23 protein-coding genes and 1 tRNA gene are annotated in these 23,768 nt (G+C 68.6%); 12 read left to right on the top strand and 12 right to left on the bottom strand.

The genetic code is table 11. From position 1 onward, the window contains the following. Nucleotides 1–248: 248 nt before the first annotated feature. From AB8M46_RS00185 to AB8M46_RS00175, 3 genes are all read left to right on the top strand, one after another. Nucleotides 249–752 (top strand): DUF3145 domain-containing protein, encoded by a 504-nt coding sequence (locus AB8M46_RS00185; protein ID WP_016336127.1) that lies wholly within the window; start codon nt 249–251, stop codon nt 750–752. Between the two features lie 42 nt (nt 753–794). After that, nucleotides 795–1,388 carry a hypothetical protein gene (locus AB8M46_RS00180; protein ID WP_037342397.1) on the top strand — a complete coding sequence of 198 codons (594 nt, stop codon included), beginning with the start codon at nt 795–797 and terminating at the stop codon, nt 1,386–1,388. 65 nt (nt 1,389–1,453) lie between these two features. Continuing rightward, nucleotides 1,454–3,814 carry a cation-translocating P-type ATPase gene (locus tag AB8M46_RS00175; RefSeq protein ID WP_394359198.1) on the top strand — a complete coding sequence of 787 codons (2,361 nt, stop codon included), beginning with the start codon at nt 1,454–1,456 and terminating at the stop codon, nt 3,812–3,814. 99 nt (nt 3,815–3,913) lie between these two features. Here the strand turns inward: AB8M46_RS00175 and AB8M46_RS00170 are convergent, their stop codons facing one another. The 5 genes from AB8M46_RS00170 to AB8M46_RS00150 form a co-directional block, all read right to left on the bottom strand. Further along, on the bottom strand, nt 3,914–5,164 hold the full coding sequence (locus AB8M46_RS00170) for a beta-ketoacyl synthase (protein ID WP_037342398.1): 1,251 nt from the start codon (nt 5,162–5,164) through the stop codon (nt 3,914–3,916). Nucleotides 5,165–5,204: 40 nt separating this feature from the next. Further along, the gene (locus AB8M46_RS00165) at nt 5,205–5,450 is read right to left on the bottom strand and encodes an acyl carrier protein (RefSeq protein ID WP_004559006.1); all 246 of its coding nucleotides are present in this window, start codon (nt 5,448–5,450) and stop codon (nt 5,205–5,207) included. Nucleotides 5,451–5,518: 68 nt separating this feature from the next. Then, complete coding sequence (locus tag AB8M46_RS00160; RefSeq protein WP_125737946.1) at nt 5,519–6,502, bottom strand: beta-ketoacyl-ACP synthase III; 984 nt, start codon at nt 6,500–6,502, stop codon at nt 5,519–5,521. Next, entirely contained in the window at nt 6,499–7,425 is a 927-nt protein-coding gene (locus AB8M46_RS00155) for an ACP S-malonyltransferase (protein WP_394359197.1), read from the bottom strand. The genes AB8M46_RS00160 and AB8M46_RS00155 overlap by 4 nt, the downstream gene beginning before the upstream one ends. 253 nt (nt 7,426–7,678) lie before the next feature. Further along, nucleotides 7,679–8,893: a CdaR family transcriptional regulator gene (locus tag AB8M46_RS00150; protein ID WP_037342401.1), complete on the bottom strand. Its 1,215-nt coding sequence runs from the start codon at nt 8,891–8,893 to the stop codon at nt 7,679–7,681. Nucleotides 8,894–9,223: 330 nt separating this feature from the next. On the opposite strand from AB8M46_RS00150, the gene AB8M46_RS00145 reads away from it, so the two are divergent. Together AB8M46_RS00145 and AB8M46_RS00140 are read left to right on the top strand one after the other, a co-directional pair. After that, the gene (locus AB8M46_RS00145; protein WP_037342658.1) at nt 9,224–9,961 is read left to right on the top strand and encodes a hypothetical protein; all 738 of its coding nucleotides are present in this window, start codon (nt 9,224–9,226) and stop codon (nt 9,959–9,961) included. A gap of 203 nt (nt 9,962–10,164) precedes the next feature. After that, nucleotides 10,165–10,806 carry a nicotinamide mononucleotide transporter family protein gene (locus AB8M46_RS00140; RefSeq protein WP_037342402.1) on the top strand — a complete coding sequence of 214 codons (642 nt, stop codon included), beginning with the start codon at nt 10,165–10,167 and terminating at the stop codon, nt 10,804–10,806. Nucleotides 10,807–10,878: 72 nt separating this feature from the next. Here AB8M46_RS00140 and AB8M46_RS00135 read toward each other — a convergent pair whose 3' ends face one another. Together AB8M46_RS00135 and aceE are read right to left on the bottom strand one after the other, a co-directional pair. Next, the gene (locus tag AB8M46_RS00135) at nt 10,879–12,090 is read right to left on the bottom strand and encodes an alpha-hydroxy-acid oxidizing protein (RefSeq protein ID WP_394359196.1); all 1,212 of its coding nucleotides are present in this window, start codon (nt 12,088–12,090) and stop codon (nt 10,879–10,881) included. Nucleotides 12,091–12,206: 116 nt separating this feature from the next. Next, nucleotides 12,207–15,002 carry a pyruvate dehydrogenase (acetyl-transferring), homodimeric type gene (aceE, locus tag AB8M46_RS00130; RefSeq protein ID WP_037342404.1) on the bottom strand — a complete coding sequence of 932 codons (2,796 nt, stop codon included), beginning with the start codon at nt 15,000–15,002 and terminating at the stop codon, nt 12,207–12,209. A 402-nt stretch (nt 15,003–15,404) separates the two neighbouring features. Between aceE and AB8M46_RS00125 the strand changes: the two genes are divergently transcribed. The 4 genes from AB8M46_RS00125 to AB8M46_RS00110 all read left to right on the top strand — a co-directional run bounded on the left by AB8M46_RS00125 (nt 15,405) and on the right by AB8M46_RS00110 (nt 17,484). Then, the gene (locus AB8M46_RS00125; RefSeq protein ID WP_016336117.1) at nt 15,405–15,836 is read left to right on the top strand and encodes a DUF3052 domain-containing protein; all 432 of its coding nucleotides are present in this window, start codon (nt 15,405–15,407) and stop codon (nt 15,834–15,836) included. Between the two features lie 75 nt (nt 15,837–15,911). Beyond that, the gene (locus AB8M46_RS00120; RefSeq protein ID WP_037342406.1) at nt 15,912–16,373 is read left to right on the top strand and encodes a peroxiredoxin; all 462 of its coding nucleotides are present in this window, start codon (nt 15,912–15,914) and stop codon (nt 16,371–16,373) included. Nucleotides 16,374–16,411: 38 nt separating this feature from the next. Beyond that, nucleotides 16,412–16,483 (top strand) — tRNA-Val (locus tag AB8M46_RS00115). Between the two features lie 47 nt (nt 16,484–16,530). Further along, nucleotides 16,531–17,484: a GNAT family N-acetyltransferase gene (locus AB8M46_RS00110; protein ID WP_394359195.1), complete on the top strand. Its 954-nt coding sequence runs from the start codon at nt 16,531–16,533 to the stop codon at nt 17,482–17,484. 279 nt (nt 17,485–17,763) lie between these two features. Here the strand turns inward: AB8M46_RS00110 and AB8M46_RS00105 are convergent, their stop codons facing one another. Further along, nucleotides 17,764–18,267 (bottom strand): carboxymuconolactone decarboxylase family protein, encoded by a 504-nt coding sequence (locus AB8M46_RS00105; protein WP_394359194.1) that lies wholly within the window; start codon nt 18,265–18,267, stop codon nt 17,764–17,766. Between the two features lie 14 nt (nt 18,268–18,281). Here AB8M46_RS00105 and AB8M46_RS00100 point away from each other — a divergent pair, with 14 nt between their 5' ends. Next, nucleotides 18,282–18,800 carry a MarR family winged helix-turn-helix transcriptional regulator gene (locus AB8M46_RS00100; RefSeq protein ID WP_125737951.1) on the top strand — a complete coding sequence of 173 codons (519 nt, stop codon included), beginning with the start codon at nt 18,282–18,284 and terminating at the stop codon, nt 18,798–18,800. Here AB8M46_RS00100 and AB8M46_RS00095 read toward each other — a convergent pair. Genes AB8M46_RS00095 through AB8M46_RS00085 form a run of 3 tightly spaced genes read right to left on the bottom strand, consistent with a single transcriptional unit; the run spans nt 18,797 to nt 21,359 of the window. After that, nucleotides 18,797–19,216 carry a cupin domain-containing protein gene (locus AB8M46_RS00095; protein ID WP_394359193.1) on the bottom strand — a complete coding sequence of 140 codons (420 nt, stop codon included), beginning with the start codon at nt 19,214–19,216 and terminating at the stop codon, nt 18,797–18,799. The genes AB8M46_RS00100 and AB8M46_RS00095 overlap by 4 nt on opposite strands. A gap of 41 nt (nt 19,217–19,257) precedes the next feature. Beyond that, the gene (locus tag AB8M46_RS00090) at nt 19,258–20,754 is read right to left on the bottom strand and encodes an AMP-binding protein (protein ID WP_394359192.1); all 1,497 of its coding nucleotides are present in this window, start codon (nt 20,752–20,754) and stop codon (nt 19,258–19,260) included. Next, nucleotides 20,751–21,359, bottom strand: a complete 609-nt coding sequence (locus AB8M46_RS00085) for a TetR/AcrR family transcriptional regulator (RefSeq protein WP_394359191.1) — start codon at nt 21,357–21,359, stop codon at nt 20,751–20,753. The genes AB8M46_RS00090 and AB8M46_RS00085 overlap by 4 nt, the downstream gene beginning before the upstream one ends. 63 nt (nt 21,360–21,422) lie before the next feature. On the opposite strand from AB8M46_RS00085, the gene AB8M46_RS00080 reads away from it, so the two are divergent. Further along, the gene (locus AB8M46_RS00080; RefSeq protein ID WP_394359190.1) at nt 21,423–21,914 is read left to right on the top strand and encodes a DUF1453 domain-containing protein; all 492 of its coding nucleotides are present in this window, start codon (nt 21,423–21,425) and stop codon (nt 21,912–21,914) included. Here AB8M46_RS00080 and AB8M46_RS00075 read toward each other — a convergent pair. Then, nucleotides 21,911–23,089: an aminotransferase class V-fold PLP-dependent enzyme gene (locus AB8M46_RS00075; RefSeq protein WP_394359189.1), complete on the bottom strand. Its 1,179-nt coding sequence runs from the start codon at nt 23,087–23,089 to the stop codon at nt 21,911–21,913. The genes AB8M46_RS00080 and AB8M46_RS00075 overlap by 4 nt on opposite strands. Nucleotides 23,090–23,135: 46 nt before the next feature. Between AB8M46_RS00075 and AB8M46_RS00070 the strand changes: the two genes are divergently transcribed. Continuing rightward, a complete protein-coding gene (locus AB8M46_RS00070) occupies nt 23,136–23,765 on the top strand; it encodes a GntR family transcriptional regulator (protein WP_037342414.1) in 630 nt (209 codons plus the stop codon). Nucleotides 23,766–23,768 lie beyond the last annotated feature (3 nt).

The following is a 23,768-nucleotide window of genomic DNA, read 5'->3' as shown; positions in this document are numbered from 1 at the left end:
GGCACAATTGCCGTCCCCGGGTTAACCCGCGTGAAGGGATCTTTTCTTCGGCTCAGCCGAAAGAAGGGGGCCTTCGCAGGAGTCCCGCGTCCCAATCAGGTGCGACTTGTGGTGTTCATGTGGCCAAACAGCACAGTTGGGGTGCACAATGTGCTCACGCGTACCGGGAGGCGGCACGAGCCACCTGACCAGCGCAGCTCGCGAGGTCGTAGGGGAAGACGCCCCTCGTCGAGTAGCGGAGGTCAGCAGTGAGCACCCGTGGCAACACCCGTGGCGTGGTGTACGTCCACTCGTCGCCGTCTGCGGTGTGTCCGCACGTCGAGTGGGCCATTTCGGGCACCCTGGGTGCCCGAGTCGAGTTGAAGTGGACGGCGCAGCCCGCCAGTCCAGGACAGCTCCGCGCCGAATGTGGTTGGCGTGCGCCTTCGGGCACCGGCGGAAAGCTGGCGTCCGCGCTCAAGGCGTGGCCGATGATCCGGTTCGAAGTCACCGAAGAGCCCAGTGCGGGGGTCGACGGGGAGAGGTTCTGTTTCGCACCGGGCCTCGGCCTGTGGCACGGCAGGACCAGTGCCAACGGCGACATCGTCGTGGGCGAGGACCAGTTGCGCGCCTTGGTGAGCAAGGTCCGCTCCGGCGAATCGCTGGCGCACAAACTGGACGAGCTCCTCGCCGCCAATTGGGACGAAGCGCTCGAACCGTACCGGCACGCCGGTGACGGTGCGCCGGTCACCTGGCTGCATCAAGTCGGGTAGACGCCGGTGAAGACGGAAGAGGCGGGCGGCTAACCTTTCAGGGTGACCGCCCAGCCTCGCCCCCTCTCTCGCCAGCGGTGGCTGATCCCCGTCCTCGTGGTCGTGATCTCCTTGACCGTCGGCGTCGGGTTGCTGGCACGCGATCTCTACAAACGCCCGGAGGCCGAGCCCACCCAGCCGGTCGTCAGCGAGTCGCCGACGTCGGTCGCCCCGGAGCAACAGCCGGGTTCGCCCGTCGTCGAAGTGACCCCCGACGTCTTCGCGCATCCGCAGTACCAGAGCGTCCGCCAGGTGCTGCAGGGGTATTTCGATTCCATCAACGAGCGTGACTATCCGAAGTGGACTTCGGTGGTCAGCCGTGACCGGGCCAAGAGCAAGACCCCGGCGGAGTGGAAGAAGGACTTCCAGTCCACTAAGGATGGCAGCATCCTCGTCTATCGCATCGAGCCGGGCGCGCCGACCACGCTCCGGGTGCTCGTCGCCTTCACCAGTACGCAGGACGTCGAAGACGCGCCGGTGTACCTGCCCGAGGGATGCATCCGGTGGCGGCTGGTCCTGCCGCTGCGGCTGGAGAGCGGGTCGTGGCGCGTCGACACGACCGACGGCGGTACCAACCCCGAACACGAAAGATGCTGAAGTAAGGGACGACATGGTCCCCGAGGCTGACGCGGGAGTGGGCCGGGCGGAATAGAGTCGCGGGCATGGCAATAGATCAGCCGGCCCTGCTGACCGACGCCTCGAGGGGGCTCACCAGCGAAGAGGTCGCCCAGCGGGTGGCCGCGGGCCAGACCAACACGGTCTCGACGAAGACCAGCCGGACCACCGGCGAGATCATCCGTGCGAACGTCTTCACCCGGATCAACGCGATCTACGGTGTGCTCTTCGTGCTCATCCTGTCGACGGGGTATTTCATCGACGGGCTGTTCGGCGGACTGATCATCGTCAACAGCGCGGTCGGCATCATCCAGGAGCTCCGGGCGAAACGGACCCTGGAACGGCTCGCGATCGTCGGACAGGCGAAGCCGACCGTCCGCCGTGACGGCCAGAGCGCCGAGATCGCCCCGGAAGACGTCGTACTCGGGGACCTGGTCGAACTGGGGCCCGGCGACAAGATCGTCGTCGACGGCCCGGCGCTGACGGCCGACGCGCTGGAGGTCGACGAGTCGCTGCTGACCGGTGAATCCGATCCGGTGGTCAAGCAGCCCGGTGACAAGGTGCTCTCCGGCAGCTTCGTCGTCGCGGGCACCGGCACCTACCGCGCGGACATAATCGGCGACGAGTCCTACGCGGCGAAACTGGCCGCGGAGGCCAGCAAGTTCACCCTGGTGAAGTCGGAGCTGCGCCAAGGCATCGACAAGATCCTCAAGTTCATCACGTACCTGCTGATCCCGGCGGGCGCGCTGACCATCTACAACCAGCTCGCGGGCGACCAGGCGTGGCCGGACGCGCTGCGCGGCATGGTCGCGGCGCTCGTGCCGATGGTGCCCGAGGGCCTGGTGCTGATGACCAGTGTCGCGCTGGCGGTCGGCGTCATCCGGCTGGGCAAGCGCCAGTGCCTGGTGCAGGAACTCCCGGCCATCGAAGGTCTCGCCCGGGTCGACGTGGTGTGCGCGGACAAGACCGGCACGCTGACCGAGAACGCGATGCGGCTTTCCGAGGTCCGCGAGATCACCCCGGGCCATCCGGTGGACGACGCGCTGGCCGCGCTCGCCGCCGCGGATCCTCGCCCGAACGCGAGCCTGCAGGCGATCGCCGAGGCGTACCGGACCGATCCGGGCTGGCGCGTTTCCACGACGATGCCGTTCTCCTCGGCGCGCAAGTGGAGCGGTGCGTCGTTCGGCGGTGACGGCGACTGGGTGCTCGGCGCGGCCGACGTCCTGCTGCCCGAGGGCGAGCACCGGGCGGAAGCCGAGAAGATCGGCTCGCGCGGCCTGCGTGTCCTGCTGCTGGGCCGTGCCGAACGGGCCGTCGACGCGGCCGAGGGCCTCGGCGACATCGAACCGGTCGCGCTCGTGGTGCTGGAACAGAAGGTCCGCCCCGACGCGAAGGACACTTTGGACTTCTTCGCGCACCAGAACGTCGCGGTCAAGGTCATCTCCGGCGACAACGCCATCTCGGTGGGCGCCGTCGCGGGCACCCTGGGCCTGCCGGGTGCGGACAAGCCCGTCGACGCGCGAAAGCTGCCGGATGACGCCGAAAAGCTGGCCGACACCGTGGAGGATCGCGCCGTCTTCGGCCGCGTGACGCCGCTGCAGAAACGTGCGATGGTCGGCGCGCTGCAGTCGAAGGGGCACACCGTCGCGATGACCGGTGACGGCGTGAACGACGTCCTCGCGCTGAAGGACGCGGACATCGGCGTCGCGATGGGCGCCGGCAGCCCGGCCACCCGCGCGGTCGCGCAGATCGTGCTGCTGGACGACAAGTTCGCCACCCTGCCGCATGTCGTCGCCGAGGGGCGGCGGGTGATCGGCAACATCGAGCGCGTCTCGAACCTGTTCCTCACCAAGACGGTCTACTCGGTACTGCTGGCGCTGATGGTCGGCATCGCGCAGGTGCCGTTCCCGTTCCTGCCGAGGCACATCACGATCACGGCGTGGTTCACGATCGGCCTGCCCGCCTTCGTGCTCTCGCTGGCGCCGAACAACGAACGCGCCCGCACCGGTTTCGTCGGCCGGGTGATGCGGATGGCCGTGCCGGCCGGGCTGGTCATCGCCACCGCGACCTTCGTGAGCTATCTGCTGGTGTACAAGGGATCCGGTCAGTCCGAACTGGACAAGATCCAGGCGGGGACGACGGCGCTGATCACGCTGATCACGATCGCGCTGTGGGTGCTCGGGATCGTCGCGCGGCCGTACCGGTGGTGGAAGATCCTGCTGATCGGCGGGATGGTCGTGCTGACCCTCGCGCTGTTCCTGATCCCGTTCACGCAGAAGTTCTTCGCGCTGGACCCGAGCGTGAGCGCGTACACGCTGTCGGCCTTCGCCTGTGCCGGGGTGGGGATCGTGCTGGTGGAGATCGCCTGGTGGGCCGGGCGGTATCTGGTCAAGCGCCAGGACGCCTGACCGCCGCTCCCGCAAGTGTCATGAAAGGGCCGTTCAGGACATCTTTCGTCCTGAACGGCCCTTTCATGACATCCGGCACCGCAGCGCCACGTACTGAAATCAGGCCGCCGGGGTGAACAACAGCGCCGTGTTGTGCCCGCCGAAGCCGAACGAGTTGCTGATCGCCGCGCTCAGCTCCACCTTGCGAGCCTCACCGGAGACGACGTCGAGCTGCACCTTCGGGTCCAGGTTCTCCAGGTTCAGCGTCGCCGGGATGAGCCCGTGGTAGATCGCCAGGATCGTGGCGATGCCCTCGACCGCGCCCGCGCCGCCGACCAGGTGGCCGAGCGCGCCCTTGGGAGCGGTCACCACGACGTGCTCGCCGATGGCGTTGCGGATCGCCGCGGCCTCGCCGACATCGCCGACGACCGTCGAGGTCGCGTGCGCGTTGACGTGGCCGACGTCGGTCGGGGAGACCCCGGCCATCGTCATCGCCTGCCGCATGGCGGCGATCTGGCCGACGCCCTCCGGGTGGTTGCCCGTGATGTGGTAGGCGTCCGAGGTGATCCCGTACCCGCTCAGCTGCGCGTAGATCCGCGCGTTACGGGCCTTGGCCCGGTCCGCCCGCTCCAGGATCACGACACCGGAGCCCTCACCGAGGACGAAACCGTCACGGTTCACGTCGAACGGCCTGGACGCCTTCGCCGGGTCGTCGTTGCGGGTGGACACCGTCCGCGCCTGGGCGAAACCGGCGAGGGTGATCGGGTGGATGCACGATTCGGCACCACCGGCGATCACGACGTCGGCACGACCCGAACGGATCATCTCGTAGCCGGCGGCGATGCCTTCCGCGCCCGACGCGCAGGCCGAAGCGGGCGAGTGCACACCGGCACGTGCCTTCAGGTCGATCCCGACGTGAGCGGCGGGGCCGTTCGGCATCAGCATCGGCACGGTCAGCGGGGAGACCTTGCGGAGCCCCTGCTTGTGCAGAAGGTCGTTCTGGGAGATCAGGGTGACCGGACCGCCGACACCGGTACCGATGGTCACCCCGAGGCGCTCGGGTTCCACATCCTGATGCTCGTCGGTCGGCTGCTCGAAACCCGCGTCCGCCCAAGCCTGGCGGGCGGCGATGAGCGCCACCTGCTCACAGCGGTCCAGCCGCCGGGCCTGAACCCGCGGCAGGACTTCGGACGGGTCGACGGCGAGCATGGCGCCGATCTTCACCGGCAGTTCGAGTTCGTCGACCCAGTCGGCTTCGATGCGGCGGATCCCGCTCGCCCCGGCGAGCAGGCCGTCCCACGTGGACGCGACGTCCCCGCCGAGCGGCGTGGTCGCGCCCATCCCGGTGATCACGACGTCGTTGTTGCTCATTGGAGTCTCCCCAAGGTCGGCGCCAATCAAGAAGTCGGACTTACTTGGAGTTGGCCGACACGTAGTTCACCGCGTCGCCAACGGTCTTCAGGTTCGCCAGCTCGTCGTCCGGGATCTTGACGCCGAACTTGTCCTCGGCCTGGACAGCGATCTCCACCATGGACAGCGAGTCGATGTCGAGGTCGTCCACGAAGGACTTCTCGGCGGTCACGTCGTCCTGCGCCACACCGGCGACCTCTTCGACGATCTCGGCGAGGCCGGCGAGGATCTCTGCGTTGTCTGCCACTGGTTGTTCCCTTCTCGGTGATGCTTTCGGCTGCCCCGCGGACACGGTGCCCGCGGGGGAAGTATTCATCACGGGCAGACGAAGGCCTGGCCCGCGTAGGAGAGTCCGGCCCCGAAGCCCACGGCGAGCACGACGTCGCCCTGTTTCACGGTGCCGGCCTTGCGCATGTGGTCCAGCGCGAGCGGAATCGACGCGGACGAGGTGTTGCCCGAGTACTTGATGTCGTCGGCGACGACCATGTCCTCGCGGGCGCCCTTGGCGCGCAGCTTCTTGGCGATGGCCTCGACGATGCGCAGGTTGGCCTGGTGCGGGATCAGGACGTCCACATCGGACGGTTCGAGCCCGGCCAGTTCCAGCGCCTGCAAGGCGATCGGCGCGATCTGGGTGGTCGCCCAGCGGAAGACCGACTGGCCCTCCTGGTAGATCCACTTGTCGTCGCGCATGTAGATCAGGTCGACGTGCTCGCCCGCGCTGCCCCAGGCGACCGGGCCGATCTGCGGGGTGTCGGCCGCGCCGACCACCGCCGCGCCGGCGCCGTCGGCGAAGATGATCGCGTTCGCGCGGTCGACCGGGTCGACGTGGTCGGTGAGCTTCTCGGCACCGATGACGAGCGCCTTCTTCGCGCTGCCCGCCCGGATGAGATCCGAAGCGACGCCGATGCCGTAACAGAATCCGGCGCAGGCGGCGTTGAGGTCGAACGCGGCCGGATGCGTGATGCCGATCCGGTCGGCCACCTGCGCGGCGGCGTTCGGGATCTGGGTGGGCATCGTGCAGTTGGGCAGGATGACCGTGTCCACTTCGGACGGGTCCACACCGGCGTCGGCCAGCGCGGCGGTGCCCGCCTTGACCGCCATGTCGACCAGCGACTCGTCCTTCTCGGCGAACCGGCGCTCGACGATGCCGACCCGCTCGCGGATCCACTGGTCGTTGGTGTCCATGATCTTCGAGAGATCGTCGTTGGTCACGATCTTCTCGGGCTGGAAGCTCCCGACACCGAGGATGCGGGTCCCGGCGGCGCCCGGCGCCTGCCGCAAAGTGGATCGGTCGGTCACGAAGCGTCCTCCTGCCCCTGAAGCTTCGCCAGCTCGGCAGGCGTCTTCAGAGCGATCGTGGTGGTCACGGTTCCCTTGAGCTGCCGCTTGACCAGCCCGGTCAGCGTGCCCGCCGGCGGAAGTTCGAGCGTCGAGGTGACACCCGCGGTGACCAGACCGTCCATGGTCAGATCCCAGCGAACCGGGCTCGTGACCTGCTTGACCAGCCGGTCGAGGTACTCGGCCCCGCTGGTGACGACCTGGCCGTCGGCGTTCGACAGCAGCGGACGCGTCGGGTCCGCCGGGGTGATCTTCGCAGCGTGGGCGGCCAGCGCTTCACGCGCGGGTGCCATGTAGGAGGTGTGGAACGCGCCCGCGACCTTGAGCGCGCGGACCTTGGTGCCCTCCAGCGGCTCGGCCACGATCTTCTCGATGGCGTCGGCGGCGCCGGAGGCGACGATCTGGCCGGCGCCGTTGCGGTTCGCCGCGGCGAGACCGTGGCCCTCGAGCCACGCGACGACCTGCTCCGGGTCGCCGAGCATGACCGCGGCCATGCTCGTGGGCTCCAGCGCGCACGCCTTCGCCATCTCGGCGCCGCGGACGGCGGCCAGCGCGACGGCGTCTTCGGGGCTGAGCACGTCGGCGATGGCGGCGGCCGCCAGTTCGCCGACGGAATGACCGGCGACCGGCGCGTCCGCGGCGACCGGGGCCTCACGCTGAAGGTGCTCGAAGGCCAGCAGTGACAGCGCCACGATCAGCGGCTGCGTGATCGCGGTGTCCTGGATCTCTTCGGCGTCCGCTTCGGTGCCGAGGCGGACGAGGTCGAGACCGGCTCGCTCGGACCAGGCTTCGACGCGCGCGCGGGCGCCGTCGAGCTCGAGCCAAGGGGTGAGCATGCCTGGGGCTTGGGAACCCTGACCGGGGGCGAGGACTGCAACTGTCACCCCATTAGAGAACACTCTCGGCCACCATGGTCGTGATGCCGACGCTCACCAAGTCCGGCCGACGTAATTGTCGGAACCCTCCAAAAGCGTCTTCCTGATCTCCGCGCTTAACCCAAAAGCCTTGTCGGGTTCAACCAGCTTTCCCTATGAAGTCCGTCACTGCGCAGAGTTACCAACCGGTTCGGGTCACCGTGGTCGTGAGTGGCGATTCGGGTTCTAACCCGAATCGCCACTCACGACCAACCGGACACAGTCACCAGAGGCCGCGGGCACGGGCCAGCCGTCCGACCGTCAGCGCCACCTTCAGCACCCAGGCGTCCCGCGATTCGGCGGCGTGGCGGCCGGTCAGTTCCGCCGCCTTCCGCAGCCGGTACCGGACGGTGTTCGGATGCACGAACAGCGTCCGCGCGCAGGTCTCCAGGACGCCGCCGCTGTCGAGGTAGGTCTCCACCGTCCGCAGCAAGGCGGGGCCCGCTTCTTCGAGCGGTCGCGCGATCTGCTCCACGAGCAGGCGTTCGGCCTCGGGGTCGCCGGACAACGCGCGTTCGGGCAACAGGTCGATCGATCTCGCGGGCCGGGGCGCGCCGGGCCAGCCGACGACGGCGCGCAGGCCGGAGAGCGCTTCGGTCGCGCTGTGGTGCGCTTCGGCGAGGGTGGGCACCGTCGGGCCGGCGACGACCGGTCCGTCGGCGAAGGCGACCGACAGCTTGGCGAGGATCTCGCGGTCCTTGACGCTGCCGTCGGTGGGACCGGCGACCACCACGACCAGCCGGGATCCCTGCACCGAAAGCAGCACGGGGCGCCCGACCCTGGCGGCGCGGCTGCGGACCTCGAACACGACGGCGGGCGGGTCGTCCGACGTCGGGGTGCCGACCACCGCGGTGGCGGGCGCGGCCGGATCCCAGCCGAGCGCGGCGGCCCGGGAGAGCACCGCCTCCTCGGCGTCGCCGCGGACGATGCCGTCGACGACCAGCGCCTCCAGTCGCGCGTCCCACGCGCCGCGCGCCTCGGCGGCGGCCGCGTAGGAGTTGGCGGCGGCGAACGCGATCTCCCTGCCGTAGCGCAGGATCCCTTCGATCAGCGCGGCGCGTTCGGCCTCGTTCGCGGCGAATTCCGGCAGTTGCTCCTCGAACACCTCGATCGCCAGCCGCACCATGCCGACCGCCTGCCGCAGGCTCACCCAGCGGGACAGTTCGGCGGGCGCTTCGCGGAAGGCCTCGGTGGTGAGGGAGAGCGCCTCCTTGGCGTCGCGGAGCCAGTCGACGAAACCGGCGGCACCCGCCTGGGTGATCAGCAGGACGCTCGCGCGCTGGTCGGCGGGGAGGCGGGCGAACCAGCTCAGCCGCTCTTCCATCACCGCCACGCTCGCGCTCGCGAGCCGGCCGGAGGCGTGCTCGAGCCGCCGGAGGGTCTTGGCGGACAGCCCGTGGTGCTTGGGGACACGCCGTCCGGAAGTCGCATCAGCCATGGTCAGCCGATCCTAGTCCGGTGGGCAAAGGGGGCGTGGTCCTGCGGTCTCCCGGCTCTTCTGTCCGAAGTGGATGGTCAAGACCGAGAAATTGCGAAATGTGTTCGCATAAAACTCGAGGCCGCCCGGCGCTCGCGTTTTTCGCTGCGCCGGACGGCCTCGTCTCCCCGGTCCCCACCGGTAGGACAAGTATGGGACTTGTCGATCTTTTCCCGCTAGCTCACTCACTCGATCGTGGGTCGCCGAGTTGCCGGTGCGGTGCTCGTGATCAACGATCCCTCGCAAGCCGCACCGGTGTTGGGCGCGGATGCGCAGAGGAGGGAGTTCGCCGTGGGCGAGCAGCTGAAAGACGGTCTGGGACAAGCATGGAACCTTGTCGCCACCTTCGTGCCGAAATTGATCGGTTTCCTGATCATCCTGCTGATCGGCTGGTTGATCGCGAAAGCCGTGTCGAAGGCATTGGGACTGGTTCTGTCGAAGATCGGTTTCGGCAAGCTCATCGAGAAGACCGGGCTCACCGGAACGCTCAAACAGGCGAATGTCGACGCGGGCGGGATCCTCGTCAAACTCGTGTACTACTTCATTCTCCTGATCGCGCTGCAGCTCGCGTTCGGCGTATTCGGTGAGAGCAATCCGGTCAGCGCGCTGCTCAACGACATCATCGCGTTCCTGCCGCGGATCCTGGTGGCGCTGGTGCTGGTGATCGTCGCGGCGGCTGTGGCGAAGGTCGTCCGCGACCTGGTGACCGGGGCCCTGTCGACCCGGCCCGCGGGACGGCTGCTCGGCACCATCGCCTACTGGATGATCATGGCGTTCGGCATCATCGCCGCGCTCGGCCAGGTGAACATCGCGACCGCGATCACCGGACCGGTCCTGATCACCGTGCTCGCCACCATCGGCGGCGTGATCGTCGTCGGCTTCGGCGGCGGCCTGATCAAGCCGGCGCAGGACCGCTGGCAGGGCTGGCTGGCCAATCTGCAGGGGCAGCTGGAGGCGGGTGACGCCAAGCGGGAGGTCCGTTCGGAGCCGCCGACTTCGCCCGTGGGCATCGGTCGCGTAGATTCCTGAGCATCCCGCGGGCCCGGTGATCGAGGAAGGCACCGGGCCCGCGCGGAGTCGAAGGGGCCCATCGTCGCGGAACACGCGGTGAAGGGCCCTTTCGCGTCTCCTCAGCGCCCCTCGAGCCGGCCGCCTGTTCCGCACCTCACACTCCCTAGGGAATGGGGCCGAAACGGAGCATGTTGGAGCGGTAGACGGAGAGGGGTGCGGACGTGGACTTCCTGCTGCACAACGGTGTCACGGTGCTCGGACAATGGATCTCCTTCGCCGAGCTGGCGGGGCAGATCTTCGCGCTCGCCGTGGTCTTCCTGGCGCAACGCCGCACGTTGTGGACGTGGCCGGTCCAGGTCGGGGCCACCGTGCTGTTGTTCTCGGTCTACGTCTCCGCGCATCTCGGCGGGCTCGCGACCAGGCAGATCGCGATCCTCGCCATCTCGATCTACGGCTGGTGGGCCTGGTCCCGCCGCAGCGACCCGGTCTACGGCGTCGTCGTCCGCAAGGGCCGTCTCGGCGAGCGTCTGGCGATGGCCGGCGCGTTCGCGATCGGCACCACCGCGATGGCGCTGGTCCTCGACGCGCTGGACGCCTCGTGGGCGCCTTGGCCGGACGCCGCGATCTTCGTCGGCACGCTGGTGGCCTTCGCCGCGCAGGGCGCGGGTCTCGTCGAGTTCTGGCTGGTGTGGCTGGTCGTCGACGCGATCGGCGTACCGCTGCAGCTCTCGTCGGGCCTGTACTTCTCGGCGGCGGTGTACATCGTGTTCGCCGGGCTGGTCGTGCACGGCTGGTGGAGCTGGAACCGGACGGCGAAGCAGGTCCGCACCGCTCCTTCCGGAGTCACGACGGCCTCCGCCTGACCGCGTTTCGTCCTCTGAACGCGGTAGTCGGCGATACGAACCACCGCATTCAGAGGACGAAACGCGCGGGGGTCAGCGCATGGTGGCGTGTGACGGGTTGAGGTCGGCCAGGGTGCGGACACCCAACAGCTGCATCGTCCGGACCATCTCGGCGCGCAGGATGTCCACGCACCGCTGAACCCCGCGCTCGCCGCCGGCCATCAGGCCGTAGAGGAACGCGCGCCCGATGAGCACCGCGTCCGCGCCGCGCGCGATGGCGGCCACGATGTCGCCGCCGGACAGGATGCCGGTGTCGACCCACACCTCGGCGTCGCCCTGGATCTCGTCGAGCACCGCGGGCAGCAGCTCGATCGGCGTCGGCGCGCGGTCGAGCTGGCGGCCGCCGTGGTTGGACAGCAGGACCGCGTCGGCGCCGTGCTTGACCACGTCACGCGCGTCGTCGACGTTCTGGATCCCCTTGACCACGAGCTTGCCCGGCCAGGTCTGGCGGACCCAGTCGAGGTCGTCGAAGTTCAGGGTCGGGTCGAAGAGCTGGTTGAGCAGCTCGGCGACCGTGCCGTCGAACTGGCTCAGCGACGCGAAGGTCAGCGGCTCGGTGGTCAGCAGGTTGAACCACCACGCCGGATGCATCGCGCCGTCGAGGAAGGTCTTGAGGGTGAGCGCGGGCGGGATGGTCAGCCCGTTGCGGACGTCGCGCAGCCGCGCGCCCGCGACCGGGGTGTCCACCGTCAGCATGAGCGTGTCGAAGCCGGCGGCCCAGGCGCGATTCATCAGATCTTCACCCGCCTTGTGGTCGCGCCAGACGTAGAGCTGGAACCACTTGCGGGCCTCCGGGGCGGCCGCGGCGAGGTCTTCGATGGACGTCGTCGCCATCGTCGACAGCCCCATCGGGATGCCGTTGCGCTGCGCGACGCGGGCCACCGCGGACTCGCCCTCGTGGTTCATCATCCGCGTGAACCCGGTCGGCGCGAACGCGAACGGCAGCTCCGAACGCTTGCCGAGGATCTCCTTGCCCGTGTCCACATCGGACACGCCGCGCAGGACGTTCGGGTGGAATTCCACGCTGCGGAAGGCCTGCCGGGCGCGGCGGAGACTGTCTTCCAGCTCCGCGGCGCCGTCGGTGTAGTCGAACGCCGCGCGCGGCGTCCGCTTGCGGGCGAGCATCCGCAGGTCGGCGATCGTGTGCGCGCCCGCCAGCCGCCGTTCGGTCGGGTTGAGCACGATCGGCTTCGGCCGCAGGATCTGCTTCAGCTCACTCGGCTTCGGCAGTCGACGCTTGGTCACACTCGCTCACCCTTTCCGCAAACATCCGATGTCTCACCCTAGCTCGTCCGGTCCCGGACGCAATGAACGGTCCGTTCCTTGCAGATTTCGCAAGGAACGGACCGTTCATGGCAGTGCTAGGCGCTGCCGGAGTCCGACAACTGCGGACCCGCGGCGGCGACGTCGTCGAGACGGTACTTGCGCGCCGCCTCCGCCGCCTTCGACCGGTCGATCTCGCCGCGCTTGGCCAGCGCGCTCAGCGTGCCGACCACGATCGACTGGGCGTCGACCAGGAACTTCCGCCGGGCGGCGGGACGGGTGTCGGAGAACCCGAACCCGTCGGTGCCCAGCGTCAGCATGTCGGTCGGCACCCAGGGGCGGATGAGGTCCGGCACGGCCCGCATCCAGTCCGACACCGCGACGACCGGCCCGTTCGCGCCGGACAGCTTCTGCGTGATGTACGGCACACGCGGGGAATCGCCCGGGTGGAGCAGGTTGTCGTGGTCGACCTCGACGGCCTCGCGCCGCAGCTCGGTCCACGACGTCGCCGACCACACGGCCGCGCGTACGCCCCACTCCTCGGCCAGCATCTGCTGGGCCCGCAGCGCGTCCGGCATGGTGACACCGGAGACCAGGATCTGCGCCTCCGGTCCGTCGCCCGACGGGGCGTCCGCGTACTTGTAGAGACCCTTGAGCAGGCCGTCGACGTCGAGGTTCTCGGGCTCGGCGGGCTGCTGGTAGGGCTCGTTGTAGATCGTCATGTAGTAGAAGATGTTCTCGCCGTTGCCGTCCGGCCCGGTCTCGCCGTACATCCGGCGAAGACCGTCCCGCACGATGTGGGCGATCTCGAACGACCACGCCGCGTCGTAAGCCACGACGGCCGGGTTGGTCGCCGCCAGCAGCAGCGAGTGCCCGTCGGCGTGCTGGAGGCCCTCACCGGTCAGCGTGGTGCGGCCGGCGGTGGCGCCGAGCACGAAACCGCGGGCCATCTGGTCCGCCGCCGCGTAGAGGCCGTCACCGGTCCGCTGGAACCCGAACATCGAGTAGAAGATGTAGATCGGGATCATCGGCTCGCCGTGCGTGGCGTACGAGGTGCCGACGGCGGTGAACGACGCGGTCGAGCCCGCCTCGTTGATGCCCTCGTGCAGGATGACGCCCTTTTCGGACTCCTTGTAGGCCAGCATCAGGCTCGCGTCGACCGACGTGTACGTCTGGCCGTGCGGGTTGTAGATCTTGGCCGTCGGGAACATCGAGTCGAGACCGAAGGTGCGCGCCTCGTCCGGAATGATCGGGACGATCCGCTTGCCGATCTCGGAGTCCTTCGCCAGCTCGCGGACGAGCCGGACGAACGCCATCGTGGTGGCGACCTCCTGCTTGCCCGAGCCCTTGCGGATGCCTTCGTAGACCTTGTCGCCGGGCAGCACGAGGGCCTTCGAGGCCTTCGGGCGGCGCTCCGGCAGGAACCCGCCGAGCGCGCGGCGGCGGCCGATCATGTACTCGATCTCCGGCGATTCCTTGCCGGGGTGGTAGTACGGCGGCAGCTTCGGGTCGCGCTCGAGCTCCTCGTCGCTGATCGGGATGCGCTGGGCGTCCCGGAACAGCTTGAGGTCGTCGAGGGTGAGCTTCTTCATCTGGTGCGTGGCGTTGCGGCCCTCGAAGGACGGCCCGAGGCCGTAACCCTTGATGGTGTGGGCCAGGATCACCGTCGGCTGGCCGTGGTGCTCCAGCGACGACTTGTAGGCCGCGTAGACCTTGCGGTAGTCGTGCCCGCCGCGCTTGAGGTTCCAGACGTCGGCGTCGGTGAGGTCCTTGACCAGTTCCTTGGTCCGCGGGTCGCGGCCGAAGAAGTGCTCGCGGACGAAGGCGCCGTCGTTGGCCTTGTAGGTCTGGAAGTCGCCGTCCGGCGTGGTGTTCATCAGGTTGACCAGGGCGCCGTCACGGTCCGCGTGCAGCAGCGAGTCCCACTCGCGGCCCCAGATGACCTTGATGACGTTCCAGCCGGCGCCGCGGAAGTACGACTCCAGCTCCTGGATGATCTTGCCGTTGCCGCGCACCGGGCCGTCGAGCCGCTGCAGGTTGCAGTTGATCACGAAGGTCAGGTTGTCGAGGCCCTCGCTCGCGGCCACGTGGATGAGGCCGCGCGATTCCGGCTCGTCCATCTCGCCGTCGCCGAGGAACGCCCAGACGTGCTGGTCGCTGGTGTCCTTGATGCCGCGGTCACGCAGGTAGCGGTTGAATCGCGCCTGGTAGATCGCGTTCATCGGGCCGAGGCCCATGGACACGGTCGGGTTCTCCCAGAACTCCGGCATCAGCCGCGGGTGCGGGTACGACGGCAGGCCGCCGCCCTCGCCGGCGTGAGAGAACTCCTGCCGGAAGCCGTCCAGCTGGTTCTCGGTCAGCCTGCCCTCGAGGAACGCGCGGGCGTAGATGCCGGGGGAGGCGTGGCCCTGGATGAAGATCTGGTCGCCGCCGCCCGAGTGGTCCTTGCCGCGGAAGAAGTGGTTGAAGCCCACTTCGTACAGCGCCGCGGACGAGCCGTAAGTCGAGATGTGCCCGCCGACGCCGACGCCGGGACGCTGCGCGCGGTGCACCATGATCGCGGCGTTCCACCGGATGTAGGCGCGGTACCGGCGCTCGATCTCCTCGTCACCGGGGAACCAGGGTTCGTTCTCGGTGGGGATGGTGTTGACGTAGTCCGTCGACGTCAGCGCCGGGACGCCGACGTGGCGTTCCCTGGCCCGCTCGAGGATGCGCAGCATCAGGTACCGGGCGCGCTGCTGACCACCCCTGGCCAGCGCCTCGTCGAAGGAGTCCAGCCATTCGGCGGTCTCCTCCGGGTCGATGTCGGGCAGGTGCGCCGCCAATCCGTCACGGATGACGCGGACGCGTGCCGGGGTCTCCTTGCCGGAGGCGCCGTCGTTCTGCGGGGCCAAGGGGTCTCCTTGCGAAAGGTGGTAGCTGGTTGTGCTCGTACGCGGGCGTGTTCGCCGTCCATCGTCGTCCTCCGGTTCCGTTCGCGTCACCGCTACTGATCGGTAACGTTCGCGGACCCGATTGCGACACGCCTCGCACGCGCCTGTACTCGCGCGCGCGTTTTCTCTCCCACCCTAAAGCAGGCCGTTCGGAGGTGCCCAGGCGCGCCCGAATTGACCCCGTGAGAGTGGGCTGAATGTCCGTACGCCGCGACACGAGTTGTTCAAGATCCGGTGTGGACGGTTGCGCGGAACGCTTCACCAGTGTTCGCTAACGGGCATCGTGTACCCGAGTGTGGTGCCCGCCCGGTCGATGAGGCCGGCGCGACACCACGCTCCGTCGTAGTTGGAGGAGTGACAGCAGTGGTCGCCGCGGGAGACGCTGATCAGAGCAGCGTCGCCGAAAGGCTCGGGATCAAGCCGGACATGGTGGTCCAGGAGATCGGCTGGGACGAGGACGTCGACGACGACCTTCGTGCGGCGATCGAGGAACAGATCGGCGGCGACATCCTCGACGAGGACGCCGACGAGGTCATCGACGTGGTGCTGCTGTGGTGGCGCGAAGACGACGGTGATCTCGGTGACACGCTGATCGAGGTCCGGACTCCCCTGAACGAGAACGGCGTGATCTGGGTGCTGACCCCGAAGACGGGCCAGCCAGGGCATGTCGAGCCGAGTGACATCGCCGAGGCGGTGCCGCAGGTCGGACTGGCCCAGACGGCCAACATCAGCGCCGGCCCCAAGTGGGCGGGCACCCGGCTGGTTTCGCCGAAGTCGTCCAAGACCAAGCGGTGACTTCTCCAGGCGCGCGATCGACACGATAGGGTTGTCGTCGCAGGCCCTGTTCGCTCTTGAGAGGAAACCGCCGGTATGGCCGTCGAGGTCGGATCGCAAGCCCCGGACTTCACGCTCAACGACTACAACAAGCAGTCCGTGACGCTGTCGTCCTTCAAGGGCGAGAAGCCGGTCCTGCTCGTGTTCTACCCGTTCGCGTTCAGTGGCATCTGCACCGGTGAGCTGTGCCAGCTCCGCGACGAGTTCGCGGACTACGACGGCCAGGGCGTCCAGGTGATCGGCGTGTCCGTGGACACCCCGTTCTCGCTCAAGGCGTGGGCCGAGCAGGAGGGCTACCAGTTCCCGCTGCTTTCGGACTTCTGGCCGCACGGTGAGGTCGCGAAGGCCTACGGTGTCTTCAACGAGGCGGCCGGCCTGGCCACCCGCGGCACCTTCCTGATCGACAAGGACGGCGTCGTGCGGTTCGCCGAGGTCAACCAGCCCGGCGAGGCGCGCGACCAGCAGGCGTGGAAGAAGGCCGTGGCCTCGCTGGCCTGAGTCTTCACGGTGGCACCCGTGCGCGGGTGCCACCTCCCGGGCGCATAGCTCAGCGGGAGAGCACTCGGTTTACACCCGAGCGGTCGTAGGTTCGATCCCTACTGCGCCCACCGAAAACCCGGCGACACCCCGCGCGAGCGGGACTACCTTGAGCCGGATGCACGACCTCACGTGGCGGCCTCTTGCCCCGCAGGACGCCCAGGCGTCGGCCGACCTCCTCAACGCGATGGAGACCGTCGACGGGATCGGCGAGAACTACACGGCGGAGGACACCCTCCAGGAGCTGGTCGACCCGTACGCGGACCTGGAACGGGCGAGTCTCGCCGCTTTCGACGGCGACGTGATGGCCGGCTACATGAAGATCCGCTTCAAGCCGTCCGCGGAGGAGATCCATCGGGTCTTCCTCGACGGGGGAGTCCATCCCGCGTATCGACGGCGGGGGATCGGCGGCGCGCTCGTCGACGCGGGAGTGGCGGCGGCGAAGGTGGTACACGCGCTGCACCACCCGGACGCGAAACTCGTGGTCGACGTCAATCGGCCGGAGCGCGTCGCCGGGCTGGCCGAGCTCGTCCGGTCGCGGGGGTTCGTGCCGGTGCGCTACTTCCAGCGGATGGAGCACTCGCTCTCGGACTTGGATGCTTCGGCGATCCCCGACGGGTTCACGGTCGAGCCGTGGTCGGAGCGGAACGACGAGGACTTCCGGGCGGTCCGGAACGCGGCGTACCGGGATTACTGGGGCGCGGTGCCGATGCCCGCCGATCTCTGGCGGAACAAGATCACCAACCAGACCTTCCAGTCTGAGGCCAGCTTCCTGCTTCGGGAGGAGGGCGTCGCGGTCGGGATGCTGGTGACCATGTGGTGGGAAGCCGACACGGAGGCCACCGGCGTGCGCGACGCGCATTTCATGGCGATCGGGACGCTTCGGGAGTATCGGCGGCGGGGTGTCGCGAGCGCGCTGATGGGGCACGCGCTGAGGGCCGTCGCCGAGCAGGGCTACGACCGCGCGAGTTTGAACGTGGACTCGGCGGATCCGGAGGGGGCGTTCGGGGTGTTCGAGAAGGCGGGTTTCGTGCCGACGATGCGGTACGTGCGCTGGGCGCTCGAAGCCTGACGCAGTTAGTCGACTAAATGCGCGCAAGACACGTGAAGGCCTCCTTCACTCGGCTCAGCCGAGGGAAGGAGGCCTTCACGCACCCCCAACACCTGTGGAACGTCTTCGGTTTTCGGCGGTCTGGTCTGCCCCCTCGGCAGGCCAGACCGCCGGTGCGCCGCGCCGCGGGTGGCGAACTTTCGGCTGCACAAGACAGGAGACGGTCGGGACTGCCCAGATACATCAAGATCGGCGGCCATTGGAGTGATCCGGGCCGCGAGGGGCGATCACGGTGAGCGACTAGGCGCGGATGAGCCTGTTTGCCAGCGTCGACATCGTGTAGGCGCCGATGCCCATGACGACTTCGAGGGCGTTCCGTTCGGTGTATCCGTACCCGAAGAAGGTCCGCAGGGTCTCGTCGTCGACGGCGCCCGCGGTTTCGAGCACCGCCACCGTGAACTGCCGGATGGCTTCCAGCCGCTCGTCGGGGACGGGCTGCTGCGAGCGAAGCGCCGCGATGACGTCGTCGTCCGCGTGATGTCCCTTCAGCTTGCCGGTGTGGATCTCGACGCAGACCTCGCAGCCGTTGCGGGTCGCCACGGTCATTACGACCGTTTCGCGCGCGAGCGGGTCGAGTGTGGTCCGTTCGAAGCTCGCGCTGAGTTTCAGGAATCCGTCGAGCAGTTCGGGAGACGACGCCTGCCGGGCGACGGCGGTGGGGAGGTGCCCGAACTTCCGGATGGTCGCTTCCATGGCGCGACGCGAGCCTTCGGGGGCGGTTTCGACGGTGTGATCGGTGAACAAGGTTTCCCCTTAAGATGGTCAACGTGGTTGACGAAAAGGTAAACCAGGTTGTCGAATCTGGCAAGCAGGTTCGCGAAACTCCCGGCTTCGAGCTGCCGCTGCTGCTGTTCGCGGGCTTCCGCTCGATGATCGACCGGCTGCACGCCGAACTCGCCGAGCAAGGACATCCGGACGTCCGCCCGGTCTACGGCTTCGCCATGCAGGCGATCGGCCGCGAAGGCGCGACGGCGAGCGAGATCGGGCGGCGGCTCGGGGTCAGCAAGCAGGCGGCGGGCAAGACCGTCGACAAACTGGAGCAGCTCGGCTACGTCGCGCGCGTTGACGACCCGGCCGACGCGCGGCGCAAGGTGGTGCGGCTCACCGGCCGCGGGTTCGACTCACTCGGCCGGTCGGCGGCGATCTTCGAGGAGTTGCGCAAGGAGTGGGCAGGCACGTTGGGTATCGACAGGGTCCGCGAGCTCGAAGCCGACCTTCGCACGATGGTGCCCTCAGGCGGCTTCCGCCTCGATGTCGCCAGCTGGTTCGGCGCCTAGAACGGGCAGCCGGGATTCGGCGCGTCCTGCGAGAGCGGGCTCCCGTGTGGCAGCACGTAGAGCACCTCCAGCACCACCGGTGTCTTCCCGAGGTTTCGTCCGATGTGGACGGTGTCGCTCGGCTCGGTGAAGACGGCGCCCTTCCGGTACAGGCCGTCGAGCCCGCAGTCGGCCGAGTTGTGCGTCAGCGTGCCCGCTTTCACGTACGCGTACAGCTTTCCGTCGTGATAGTGCCAGCCGGTGTAGCCGCCGGGCTGGATGACGACCTCGCGCAGCACGTAGTCGGTGTTCCCGACCGTCCGCTGCTCGAAGATCGTCCCGGTCACCCCGGATCCGGGAGTCGCCCCGGCCGTCGCGGGGGCGGCGAGCGCGAGGACGAGGGTGGCGAGCAGCGTGGTCACGGACCGCAGGCGCATGAACGAACGGTACCGCGATCGGCACTGCCCGAAAGGGTCGTTCATTCCGCCCGAAGAGTCCGCCGCAGCATCTTGCCGCTCTCCGTCCGCGGCAGCCGGTCCCGGAAGTCGAACCGGCGCGGAGTCTTGAACCCGGCGAGCGCGGCCCGGCAGTGCGCTTCGAGTCGTTTCGCCAGCGCGGGATCCCCGGTGACGCCCTCGACCGGCTGCACGACGGCGACGACGCGTTGGCCCCACTCGGGATCCGGCTCGCCGATCACCGCGACGTCGGCGACGTCGGGATGGCTCAGCAGCCGCGCTTCGATCTCGGCCGGATAGATGTTCACGCCACCGGAAAGGATGAGATCCGTCCGCCGGTCGCACAGGAACACCCGCCCCTCGGCGTCGAGATAGCCGACGTCCCCGACGGTCACGAACTCCCCGGATCGCGCGGCGGCCGTCTTGCCCGGATCGCCGTGGTAGTCGAATTTCGTGTGCGCGGAACTGAAATAGAGCATCCCGGCCTCGCCCGTGGGGAGTTCGCGGCCGTCGTCGTCGAGAACCTCGACCCGCACTCCGTCCAGCGGCTTGCCGACGGTGCCCGGTGCGGCGAGCCATTCGCGCGCGTGCACCGCCGTGATCAGGCCCTCGGACGCGCCGTAGTACTCGTGGACCACCGGTCCGAGCCAGGCGAGCATCCGCTCCTTGACCTCACGGGGGCACGGCGCGGCGCCGTGGATCACCGACGTCAGGCTCGACAGGTCGTGGCGCGCACGCGCGTCCTCGGGCAGTCGCAGCAGGCGGTGGAACATCGTGGGCACGAGATGCGTACTCGTCACGCGGTGCTTTTCGGTGAGCCGCAGCGTTTCCGCGGCGTCGAACCGGTCCATCAGGACGAGCGTGTGCCCGAGGTGCAGGGTCGCGGTCGAGAACATCCCGGGCGCCGCGTGGTAGAGCGGGCAGGCGACGAGGTGCACGCCGTGCCCCGGCCGGACGTCCAGGCGTTCGAGGGTGTGCGCGTGGATCGGGTGCAGTGCGGGCGGTTGCCCGGAAAGGGCGCGCCGGACGCCTTTGGGGCGCCCTGTAGTCCCGGAGGTGTAGAGCATCGTCTGGCCGGCGGTCCGCCGCTCCGGCGTGGTCGTGGGCAGGTCCGTTCCCCAAGCCGCGTAGTCGGCCCAGCCGGGTGTCCCGCCGCGCGAAAACCGGTGCAGGCCGGACAGTTCCGCGGTGCACGTCGCCGCGATGTCCGCGTCCGCGACGGCGACCTTGGCGCCGCTGTCGGCCGCGATGTGGGCGATCTCGGCGGGTGAGGACCGGTGGTTGACCGGCGTGAAGTACATCCCCGCCTGCAGGGTCGCCAGCAGGAGCTCGTAGTAGGTGAGTCCATTGTGGATGATCGCTACGGCACCGTCGCCCTCGCCGAGACCGAGTGCCCGCAAGGCGTGGGTCAGCTGATTCGCCCGCGCCGAAAGCTCGCCGAAGGTGGTCTCGCGGCCGTCGACGTCGATCACCGCGACGCGGCCAGGGTCCTGGGCGGCGACTTCGTAGAAGGTGCTCATCCCGGGCTCCTCAGGGATTCGAGATGCCGCCGGAGCACCGCGCGCATCAGCTCCGGCGAAGTCCGGCCCGCCGACACCGCGAGCCCGTCCAGCAGCGCGGCGAGCCGCTCGGTCTCGACGTTCAAGTCGACGTCGCCGAGCAGGCCGCCCGCTTCGTTCGCGCCCTCGAGCACCCGGCGGACGAGGAACCGGACTCCCTCATACATGCGGGTGGCCTCCTCCGCGAGGTCGGGCCGGTTCTTCGCGGCGGCCGAGAACGCCAGCCAGACGTCGGCTTCGGCGCGGGTCTGTTCGGTGAGCGGAAGAAGTTCGCCGAGGAACGCCTCGGTGGCTTCCTGTCGCCGTGAGCGTGGTGTCGCGGGGTCCAGCAGAACGGGGATGTGCCCCGCCAGCCGTGCCTCCAGCCGGTCGCCGAGCGCGCGCATGGCGAACACGATCAGTTCGTCGTGGCCGCCGAAGTAGTGCCGCACCGAACCGATCGCGAGACCGGCCTCCTCGGCCACGCTCCTGAGTGACGCCTGCGCGAGGCCGTCCCGCTGGATCACCCGGAAGACGGCTTCGGCTATCTCCAGGCGGCGGGCTTCCGGGTCGACGATCTTGGGCACGTTGTCTTTATAGCACGACCTTGCTATTTTATTTGGCACAGTCATGCTACAAAGGGGGAGTTCATGCGGACCTGGTTGCTGATCGCGCTGGTGGTCGCCGCGGTGATCGTGCTCATCGTGCGCAGGCTGCGCGGCGAGCCGCTGGTGGCCCGGGAGGTGTTCGGGGCGCCGGTGATCTTGCTCGGGATCGGTGTCTACGGCTTGCTCAAACTCGAGATCTTCACTTTGACCGACGGTCTCTGGCTCGCGCTGGGGTCCGCGGTCGGATGCGGTCTCGGCGCGGTGCGTGCCACCACCACGAAACTGTTCGAGCGCGACGGCGTGCTGTGGCTGCGCTACACCGGCTGGACGTTCGGCGTCTGGATGCTGTCGCTGCTGGTGAACTTCGGGATCGGGTTCCTGGCCACCACGGCGGGGGCGCATCCCGACGCGCGGCCGGTGACGCTGTCGATCGGCGTCAGCCTGCTGGGGGAGGCGCTGGTGATCGCCAAGCGCGCGAAGACGACGGGGCTGCCGTACGCCCCGCCGTCCGATTCGCTGCTTTCCCGCCGCTAGGCCAGTTTCCCGACTTCGCCGACGAGGAGTGCGATGTCGTCTTCGGTGTTGAAGTAGTGCACCGAAGACCGGACCATCGGCGGCAGTCCGCGCTCGGCGAAGTCGAACTGGGCGGACGTCGCCTCGGTGACGCTGACGTTGATCTTCGCCGCGGCCAGACGCTGTTTCACTTCCTGCGACGGCGTTTTCGCCACGCTGAACGTGACGATTCCGCACTGCCGCACACCCTGGTCGTGGACACGGACGCCGGGGATCTCGCGGAGCGCGTCACGCAGCTTGGCCGCGAGCGCGGCGACACGGGCTTCGATGGCGGGCATGCCCCATTCGAGGGCGTAGTCGATGGCCGCGCCGAGACCGTGCAGGGCGGCGTGATCGCGTTCCCAGACCTCGAACATCTTCGCCGTCGGATCGACTTCGTAGCTTTCGGGCGTCGTCCACGCCGCCGAGTGAAGATCGAGCATCGCGGGCTCGACGCGTTCACGCAGCCGCGGGTGCGCGTAGAGGAATCCGGTGCCCCGCGGTCCGCGCAGGTACTTGCGGCCGGTCACGCTGAGCGCGTCGCAGTTCAGGCGCGCGACGTCGAGGTCGATCTGGCCGGCGCTCTGGCACGCGTCCAGCAGGAACGGGATCCCGGCCGCCCTGGCCACCGCGCCGATCTCCTCGGCAGGGTTCACCAGCCCGCCCTGGGTCGGCACGTGCGAGACGGCGATCAGCTTGACGTCGCCGTCGATGCGGCGCTTGAGGTCCTCGACGTCCAGTTGGCCGGACTCGTCGTTGTCGACCACCTCGACGACGGCGCCGGTGCGCTTCGCGATCTGCAGGAAGGAGATGACGTTGCTCGCGTACTCGGATTTCGCCGTCAGGATCCGGTCTCCGGCGGCGAACGGCAGCGCGTAGAAGATCGCCTGCCAGGAGCGGGTCGCGTTGTCGGTCAGGGCGATGTCGGTGGGGTCGGCACCGACGAGCCGGGCGGCCGACGCGTAGACGCCGTTCATTCGCTCCACGGTCGCCGCGGCCTGCTCGTATCCGCCGATCAGGGCCTCTTCGCGCAGATAGTCGACGACGGTGTCGGTCACCCGCGCGGGCGGCAGCGACGATCCGGCGTTGTTGAGATGGACCACCTCCGCACAGCCCGGGGTTTCGGTGCGAGCGCGGTGCACATCGAAGTCCGTCATGCCTAACTGAATACAGTACGGCCGAAGTGCATGCAATACTGCACCGATGACGAGGAACCTGCTCCGCCGCGACCTCGCGGAGGAGATCACCGCTCGCGTGCTCGACGGCCGGATCGCCGCGGACAGCCGCATCAACGAGGTGCACCTCGCCCGCGAGCTGGGCGTCAGCCGCACCCCGTTGCGCGAGGCGCTGATCGGGCTGGCCGATCGCGGCCTGCTCGTCTCGGCGCCGAACCGGGGTTTCCTCGTGCCACCGTTCGATCCGGAGGAGGCCCGGCAGCTGTACCCGCTCGTCGCGGAGCTGGAATCGCTCGCGTTGCGCTGGAGTTCGCCGCAGGACCTCGCCGGGCTCACCGGCGGCCTGGACCGGATCGCCGACGAGATGGCCGAGGAGCTCGGGCGGCAGGGTGATCTGTCCACTTTGGATGATCGATGGCACGCGCTGCTCGTCTCGCGGTGCACGAATCCGCATCTGCTGCGGTTGCTGGAACAGACGAAGCCGCTGCTGAAACGCTACGACGCGCGCTATTTCGGTGGCGTCGAGCGTTCGAGGGAGAGTATCGACGAGCACCGCCGGATCGCCGAGGCGATCCGGGCCGCGGACCTCGACGCGGCTGTCGGGCTGCTCGGGCGGAACTGGGTGAAAACGTTGGCATATCTGGAAGACATGGGGTGACAC

It is taken from the genome of Amycolatopsis sp. SB7-3 (assembly GCF_041021335.1).
GTDB classification, from domain to species: domain Bacteria; phylum Actinomycetota; class Actinomycetes; order Mycobacteriales; family Pseudonocardiaceae; genus Amycolatopsis; species Amycolatopsis japonica.
This window is presented reverse-complemented; position numbering and strand designations above follow the sequence as displayed.